5 protein-coding genes and 1 pseudogene are annotated in these 7,975 nt (G+C 70.9%); 1 reads left to right on the top strand and 5 read right to left on the bottom strand.

Going from position 1 to position 7,975, the window contains the following annotated elements:
• Nucleotides 1-187 precede the first annotated feature (187 nt).
• Nucleotides 188-1,234 (bottom strand): hypothetical protein, encoded by a 1,047-nt coding sequence (locus tag HNV26_RS36130; RefSeq protein WP_171445399.1) that lies wholly within the window; start codon nt 1,232-1,234, stop codon nt 188-190.
• A gap of 203 nt (nt 1,235-1,437) precedes the next feature.
• Here HNV26_RS36130 and HNV26_RS36125 point away from each other — a divergent pair.
• Nucleotides 1,438-1,878: pseudogene (locus tag HNV26_RS36125) on the top strand (LysR substrate-binding domain-containing protein); the annotation flags it as partial.
• Between the two features lie 322 nt (nt 1,879-2,200).
• On the opposite strand, the gene HNV26_RS36120 reads toward HNV26_RS36125, so the two are convergent.
• From HNV26_RS36120 to HNV26_RS36105, 4 genes are all read right to left on the bottom strand, one after another.
• Nucleotides 2,201-4,945: a VWA domain-containing protein gene (locus HNV26_RS36120; protein WP_171445398.1), complete on the bottom strand. Its 2,745-nt coding sequence runs from the start codon at nt 4,943-4,945 to the stop codon at nt 2,201-2,203.
• A 7-nt stretch (nt 4,946-4,952) separates the two neighbouring features.
• Nucleotides 4,953-5,228, bottom strand: a complete 276-nt coding sequence (locus HNV26_RS38790; RefSeq protein ID WP_253817371.1) for a hypothetical protein — start codon at nt 5,226-5,228, stop codon at nt 4,953-4,955.
• A gap of 161 nt (nt 5,229-5,389) precedes the next feature.
• A complete protein-coding gene (locus tag HNV26_RS36110) occupies nt 5,390-6,127 on the bottom strand; it encodes a hypothetical protein (RefSeq protein ID WP_253817370.1) in 738 nt (245 codons plus the stop codon).
• On the bottom strand, nt 6,124-7,908 hold the full coding sequence (locus HNV26_RS36105) for a BatA domain-containing protein (RefSeq protein WP_171445396.1): 1,785 nt from the start codon (nt 7,906-7,908) through the stop codon (nt 6,124-6,126). Before HNV26_RS36105 ends, HNV26_RS36110 begins: the two co-directional genes overlap by 4 nt.
• Nucleotides 7,909-7,975 lie beyond the last annotated feature (67 nt).

Here is a 7,975-nt window from a genome sequence, read left to right as displayed (position 1 = left end):
CTGCGGACCCGCTCCGCCTTGCACCAGGGCATAAAGCTCGCTCTGGCGGCCATCTCCCCAAGCGACGCAGCAGGCTGGTTCGCCTACTGCGGTTACTCCGTCGCTCAGCCCAGATGAACTGCGCTATGAGGCTCGCTGGGACACGGCGGGCTCCCGTCCTTCCGGGCGGGAGCCGCCGCTTCGACGACTAGAGGCCGTACATCGCGAAGCACGAGCCCGCGGGGCCCGCGCCGGAAATGGGCGCGCTCGGCGCGCTCAGCCACGCGCTGTTGGCGCCGCACTGGTGCCACTGCTGGTCGCCCGAGGACTGCACGCAGGTGCGCGGCGGCACGGAGCGGCCCAGCGTGGCGGAGGAGCACCAGCCATAGGACGCGGTGCAGTTCGTGGGCTTGGTGGTGCTGCCCGCGGTGAAGGCGCCCGACTGGCACTGCCGCCACATGGCATCCGACGAGCTCTGCACGCAGCCGAGCTCCGGCACGGTGGTGTCGGCCGTCTCGGAGTAGCAGCCGGCGGCGGAACCCCATGCATAGGCCGACTCGAAGCGGTGGTAGACGACGGACACCAGCGACGAGCCGCCCACGTTGGTGCGGCCGCACTGGAGGGCGTACGCGCCCACCCAGGGCGTGTACGTGTACAGCGCCGCCGTCGCCTTGTTCGCGGGACGCACCGAGCACGGGTCCGACGTGGACTTCGTCACGCCCACGCGCCAGCCGGAGATGGTGGCACGGCCCGCGTCCAGGTCCGTCAGGTAGCCGCGCAGCTTCTTGGCGGAGCAGTCAATCTGCTTGCCGAAGCCCACGTATTGCGCGTCACAGCCGCTGGTGTCCGGACAGCCACAGCCGGTGGCCTTGGCCAGGTTGTTGGAGTTGCCGCTCTGGATGAGGCTGGACTCCACCTGGATGCGGGCCAGCATGTACAGCGGGCTGATGCCAAAGGCCTTGGAGCGCTCGACGATGAGCGCGGCGGCCGTCTTGTTGCTGAAGGCCGGGTCCTGGTAGTTCGCCAGGAACGAGTTGTTCTGCTGGAGGAAGGCCTGCACCTGCGCGGTGGTAATCCACTGACCACCGGTGATGTCGGTGTCCTCCAGCAACCGGTGCATGTCGTACTTCGTGGTGGCCTCCAGCAGCACCTGGCCGGTCAACTCATCGATGACGGGCTCATCTGCCGCGTCGATGGGACCACAGCCGGCCGCCACCAACGCGGGCACCAGGAGCAACCACAATCGCGTCTTCATCACGTCCTCGGGGGGATGGGCCGCGAACCCGGAGAGCGGTGCTCACCGTCCACCGGACACGGCCTGGGGAGTCCGAGGCTCCAGCCGCGTGAAACATTATTCAAGAATTTCTTATATTCAATATCTGACGGATTATTAATATCCTGCTGAATCCGTCACCCCGACTACACAGTCAGCGCGCGGCGGATGGCGGAGGCTCGCGAGGTGAATCGCGCGTCACGCCGCAGGGCACCTTGCGCATCGCCACGCTCTCACTGCTGGGCGAGCTGCTGACACCGCGCATCGCCGAGCTGCTGTTGCGCAATCCCCTGCTCCGCGTGGAAGCCTCACTCGCCGAAGCGCGTGTGGACCTCAGCTCCGAGACGTACGACGTGGCGCCGCGGACCGGCCCGCTCGCGGACTCCGCCATGGTGGCCCGAAGGCTCGGGCGCCTTCGCACCGGCGACTACGCCAGCCCCGACTGTCTCGCGAGGCACGGGGCACCCCGGACCTCGGCGGAGCTGCAAGGTCCTGCCTGCGTCGTGCTCGCCGCGCCCGGCGCCGACGAGGTCTGGTGCTTCGGTGAGGGCCGCGGCGCGAAGAGCCTGCCTGTGGCGGGACGGCTGCGCGTCCCCAGCGTGCGCGCGGGACAAACGGTCGCGCGCGGGCCTGGGTGGGGTTGCTGTAGCCAATGGCGGCAGGTCGAGCACCTTCTGCTCTGTCGGGTGCCCAACACCCCGGGACGGCCAGGACGTGCGCTACCGCACCACATTCCGCGCATGGATAATTTTAGACCAGTGTTGCAAATCACACACTGTTCGTGTATCCACTCATTCACCCTGTGAGTTTCGCAGGGCGCGGGTCGCCCCACATCTCCGATCCCCCCATCTCGTTCGGGGCGACTCGTACCCACCGCGGACAGTCGCCCTCCTCCGTGCCAGCCCCTTCCTGTCCGGGGCGGCCCGCACCTCTACCAACGCCTTCGTCTCAACGGTCCAGCCGTCGGCGGGCCCGGGCTCGCGCGGCATCCAGCGCGGAGTCCACGCTGCCCTCGGCCGGCTTCGCTGGCGCCGGCGCCGCGTCGCCCTCGCGGGCCGGCGGAGCTGACGTCGGGGTTGTCCGTGTTGCCGGAGCGGACGACGGCGCGGTGGGTGCCGCGGGGACGGACACGGAGCGCTCGCGGGGCCGCGGCGCACGCAGCCGTGGCGCGGAGAAGAAGCGGCGCACGGCCACCTCCGCCAGCAGCAGGGCCAGCGCCAGGGCCACCAGCCACGGCGCCAGGGCCACGCGGCCCAGCGACTCCGGGGCCTCCATGAAGAGGCCCGTCATGGACAAGCGCTCCACGCCGCCGCCTACCGCCGCGATGGCGCGCAGCAGCTCCAGTCCCGCCTTCGTGGAGCCGGGCTCGAACTCCGGCGCATAGGGCAGCGTGACGGGCGGCGCGCGGAGCACCTTCGCGCCCAGCCGTACCACCGGGTGCCACGTTCCACTGCCCTCCAGGGGGTACTCGGCGACGAGCCGGTCTTCCTCCTCCCACCGCATCGGACGCTCCACCGGCGCGGCGCGGCCGTCGCCGGGCAGGAGCACCATCGTCGGTGCCGCGCCGGGCAGCGCCTCGCCCGGAGGCAGGTCCAGCGTCACGCGCAGCAGGTGCCCCCTCCGCTCGGTCCGCACCACCGCGTCCCCGACGGGCGCCGCGCCCGCCAACGTCCAGCGCACCATCCCCTCCAGGGCCGCGCGCAGCGAGGACCACGTTCGCAGCTCGCCGGTGTACGGCCCGTCCACCTCCGCGGTGAAGGCCACCGTGCGTCCCGCGCCTCGCGGCCACATCGCCAGGATGGGCGCGCCATTCGTGTCCAGGGTGCGCAGCGCCACGTTGGCGCGGGGCTTGAGGTAGGTGAGGTTGTAGCCGCCCACCTGGGGCAGCCCGTCCGCGGACAGCCGGCCGAGCAGCGGCAGGTCCGGCGCTCCTTCCAGCGACGCGGGCTCATCCACGAAGGTGGCGCGCGCCACCGTGAGCGTCTCCTGGCTGAAGATGCGCGGCAGGCTCATCGCGTCCTCGGCGAAGTAGACGCGCCCACCGCCCCGGTGGGCCACTTCCCGGAGCAGGTCCGCGTCCGGGTCCGAGGGAACGCCCAGCCCGATGACGGACACCGTCACCTCCTGCTCGCGCAAGTGGGCCAGCGTGCGCTGGTAGTCGTCGGGCTCCTCGGAGTCCGCTGCGTCGGAGAACAGGAGGACGTGGCGCGTGGGCTTCTCGCTGCGGAGGATTTCCGTGCGGCCGGCGCGGAGCGCCTCGCCCACGTAGATGCCACCCCCACCGCTGAATCCGCGCGCGACGGCATCCAGGGGCAACCCCGCCTCCACCGGGCTGAGCGGGAAGATTTCATGGGCCGCCGTGTCCACCATGTGCACGGAGACCTCGTCCTTGGGGTTGAGCAGCGTCAGGGCGGCCACGACGCCCTCCGCGGCCAGCTCCATCTTCGTCCGCCCATCCGGGACGGTCATCCCCATGGAGCAGGAGGCATCCATCAACACGCTCAGCGCCAGGGACGCGCGGCGCTGCTCCTCGCGCATCTCCAGGGACACCGGGAGCAGCGGCTCCACGGGGGAGCGACGGAAGCCGCCCTCGCCGAAGCTGTTGCGTCCGCCGGTCATCACCAGCCCGCCTCCGGCCTGCTCGACGTAGGCCGCCAGCGCGTTGAGCCCCGGCTCGCCGAGCGCATTGGCGTCCACGTTCTCCAGCACCACGGCGCCCACGCCGTCCAGGTCATCCAACGTGAGGCGGAACGGCGTGCGCACGTCGAGCTGCAACCCCGAAGCGGCGAGCGACTGCGCGAGCGTGCCCCGGGACTGGTTCGTGAGGAGCAACACCCGGGGCGGGCCCTCCACGCGCAGCACGGCGACGCCCTGGTCGTTCTCCACGACGCCGTCGCCGGGAGCGGCCACGGAGAGCCGGTAACGGACCAGGCCGGGCTCCTCGACCAGGTCGCGCAGCGGCAGCACGTTGGGGCCCGGCTGGAAGTCGAAGGGCCCCTGGAGGAGCACGCGGCCATTGCGCTCCAGCCGGACGGTGCCGGTGGCGGCGGCGGAGGCATGCACCACGGCGGAGAACTGGAAGGGCTCGCGCTCGGAAACGGCGGCGGGGACGTCCACGGAGACGACGGCCACGTCGAGCGGCGGTTCGGGGCGAGCGATGTGGCGCCAGTCCACGGCGAGGCCCCGGGCCGCTAGTCGCCGCGCGGCGCCGCGCGCATCCACGCCCGTGGCGCGGCCATCGGACAGCACCAGCACGCGGCCGGTGCGTTCGTCGGGGATGAGGGCGCTCGCGGCCTCCAACGCGGCGGACAGGTCGGAAGCCTCCGCGTCCACGGGGCGCGTGAAACCGCCAAAGCCTCCGAGCGTGGAGAGGGGCTGCTCGACGCGCGCTTCCCGGCCGAAGGTGATAACCCCCACGCGGTCCCCGGGACGGCGCTGCGACTCCAGGAGGGTGATGAGCTCCTGGGCCGTGCGGTCCACGTCGCGAGGCATGGACGCGGAGCGGTCCACCACCACGACGACGTCACTGCCGGCATCGGCCCATCGCAGCTCGGGGCCCGAAAGCGCGCCGACGACGAGCACCAGCAGCGCGGCGCGCAGCCACATGGGCGGGCCCGGCCGGCGGCCGTACTTCCAGAGGAAGAGGCCCAGCGGCAGCAGCAACACCCACGCATGCGGGAGGGAGAAGGTCATGCGACCGTCACTCTCCTTCCGCGAGGATGCGGCCCTTCCCATCGATAGCGTAGACGACGCCACCGTCGAGAAGAACGAGGCCAGGGCCACACGCGCTCAAGTTGGGGGAGAACGTCACATAGAACAGGTCGTCATTCGCCTGGACCACACGAGCGTCGATGTACCGCCAATCCGCGAGGCACTTCTCCTCCAGGTGCTCCTGCTTCTTCGCCGTAACCCAGGGTGGACGAAAATCATCCATGGCGACCTTGAGGGCCGCCATCATGGGTCCGGTCAGCGCCACGCCCCCCTCAATCTGGCTCGGAATCGTCACCGACTCGTTCGCAGGGGCTCTCTCCGGCTTGTCGAATCGGTAGATGCCCAGCGCGGAACATCCGCAGAGACCCAGGAGTGGGACCCAGGCCAGCGCCCGTCGCAGAGAGGCTCCCCCATCGTGACAGCATCTCATGGCAGCCACCCCATCCCGTCGAGCATCTCGACGTTTCCTTCGTCATCGTAGACTCGGCCAATCGGTACCCACGCTCCGTCGCGGAGCGAGAAGACACCTTTTGACGGAAGCTCATACCGATACACCCGGCACTCGCCTGTCTTCTCCCGGTAGAGGAGCAGGATGGACTTGGGAAAGACCCTACCCGTGCCTTTCTCCGCCACGCGCGTCGGCAGCCAGCGCAGATGCGTCTTGAGGTCGACTCGCGAGAACTCGCGATTGTGCGGATGCGTGTGCGGCGCCCAGAAGACCACCGCATCACCATGCGCTTCATCGTCGAGCGCCGACGGAATCAGGCAGCTCTTCCTTCCACTGTCCAAGCGTGACCTCAATTCGGACAAGTAGCTCAGGAAGTATCCCTTTCCCTCGCCTGAGTAGTACCCGAGAGCGCAGTACTCCGTACCGTACATCCCCGCGGATGCGCCGGGCTGACGGGTCATGAGGAAACATGCGTTCTGCGCAAGCTCCTGCTCGGTTTCGAAAGGCCCTGCCAGGGGCCCCTTCACCGCGATGCCGCCAGAGGGCCACCGACGGGCCCTCACGTTCGGGTTCGGACTGGAGCATGCGGCAACCCAGGCACCACCGATGAGCAGCCATGAAGCCTTGAAGTGGGAGCGGCTGAACGCCCGGAGCTTCACGGCACCTGCCGTCCTGCTGGTAACGCGGCCCGTGCTTTGCGATTCCGACGCGCTCATGACACGCCCCCGGTACCTGGCGCACTCGCCCCTGATGCGCCCGGCGGCTCTCGCCGCGTGAGGTAGAAGTCCGCCACCAGCGCGGCGAGCAGAAGAACCAGAGGCCATCGGGCCCGGCCCGGCGCGCTGCCTCCCGCGTCGTCGTCGCCGGCCTCACGTGCCGGCACCTCCGCGCGTCCGCGCGCACTCAGGTCCGACTCCCGGGCGTCCAATGCCAGCACCTGGGCCGTGTCCACCACGTCGCCGCCACGCTCCAGCGAATAGGCCCCAGGCCCGGTGGGGGGAGGCAGCGTCACCTCACCCGCGCCAAACACCGGCCGGCTGCCCCCCGGCCCCACGAGCGTGTAACGCGCACCCGCGAGCGTCACCACTGGCAGCGGCTCGCCCAGCATCAGCTGCCGCCGAGGGAAACCCTCCCGCGTGCGGCGGGCCTCTCGCACCAGATTGCTCAGCAACACCGGCCACGCGGGCACGCGCTGCACGTTCGAGCGCGACAGGTCCACGTTGACGTGAACCCGGCCGTCCGCCTCCTCGGACACCAGCACCGCGTCCCCGGCGCTCACCAGTGGCTTTCCAGGCGGATTGTCCCCTGCCGTCCACCGCACGCCCGAAAGCTGCACGTCATCCAGCAGCGGGTGCCCCTTCTCGGAGAAGAACGGCCCCACGAAGGTGCGCGGCGCGCCGCCCGCCCCCACCGTCACCCGCGCATCCGTCCCCGGCGGGCCCAGCACCAACACCACGTCCGTCGCCGAGCCCTCCGCTCCGCGCGCCACCTCCGGCGATACCGCGAGGAACCGCTCCAGCGCGGTCTGCTCGGGAGCGCCCAGTCCCTGCGCCAACGCCACCGCGATGGGCCGCAGGGGCGCGGGCGGCAGCCGCACCTGGCCGTCCTCGGGCAACGCGTCGTCTGGAAGCGACACCTCCACGTCGCCCGCTTCCTGGAACGTCAACCGGACCGTCGCGGTGCCCTCCTCCGGAAGCTGCACGCGTTCCACCCGCTCCGTGCCGGCCTTCGCACCGGCCCCTGGCAACGCGCGGACCCGAACGTCCACCTCCTCCGGCGCCTCCCCGAAACGCGCCACCCTCAACGTCACCGTGGCCGTGGGCCCCTCATCGCGCCGCTGCGCGGAGACCAGCGCCACGTTGCCTCGCGCGGTCCCCAGCGCCGTCCACCGCACGGACGCGGGCACCAGGGCCGCGTTCACCGGAGGAACGTCCGTGAAGAAGGCCACGCGCCGTCCCGCCCCCGCCAACTCCTGCGCCCAGATGAGCGTGGGCATCGGGTCATGGTCCGCGCCCTGCGCCTGGAAGGACTCCAGCGCGGCCAACGCCCGAGAAGGCTCCGCCTCCGGCCCCGCGAGCATGCGCGGCGTGCCGCCACTGGCCAGCAGCGTCACCTGCGTCGCCTCCTCCGACTCCACGCGCGCCGCCGCCTCGCGCCGCACCTGCTCCAACACCGTCACACCGTCCGGCCCGCGCGCGGACATGGACAGACTCCCATCCACCACCAGCACCAGGTGCCGGACCCGCGCCGAATCTCCCCACCGCACGTCCGCCAGGAAGAGCGCGGCGGCCACCACCGCCAGCACCTCCAGCAGCAGCGACGCCTCCCGCGTGAAGCGCTCCCAGCGAGGCCCCGCTTCGGCGCGGGGACTGGGTCTGCGCCACAGGAAGAGCGCGCTCACCACCACCGGCTTCTGCCGGCGCCGCAGGAAGTACGCCGCCACCAGCGGCACGAGCGCGCCCAGGGCCAACAGCCCCCACGGGAAGCCGAAGCTCACGCGTCACCTCCCGCGACGCGCTCCATGCCCGCCACCCCGCGCCGAAGCGGGGCCTCGCTGGGAGCGC

The organism is Myxococcus xanthus, from assembly GCF_013116825.1.
GTDB lineage: Bacteria > Myxococcota > Myxococcia > Myxococcales > Myxococcaceae > Myxococcus > Myxococcus xanthus_B.
This window is presented reverse-complemented; position numbering and strand designations above follow the sequence as displayed.

What these genes read in the sequence shown, in the direction of transcription:
- HNV26_RS36130 (WP_171445399.1), bottom strand. Translation starts at nt 1,234, where the DNA reads ATGAAGACGCGATTGTGGTTGCTCCTGGTGCCCGCGTTGGTGGCGGCC.
- HNV26_RS36120 (WP_171445398.1), bottom strand. Translation starts at nt 4,945, where the DNA reads ATGACCTTCTCCCTCCCGCATGCGTGGGTGTTGCTGCTGCCGCTGGGC.
- HNV26_RS36110 (WP_253817370.1), bottom strand. Translation starts at nt 6,127, where the DNA reads ATGAGCGCGTCGGAATCGCAAAGCACGGGCCGCGTTACCAGCAGGACG.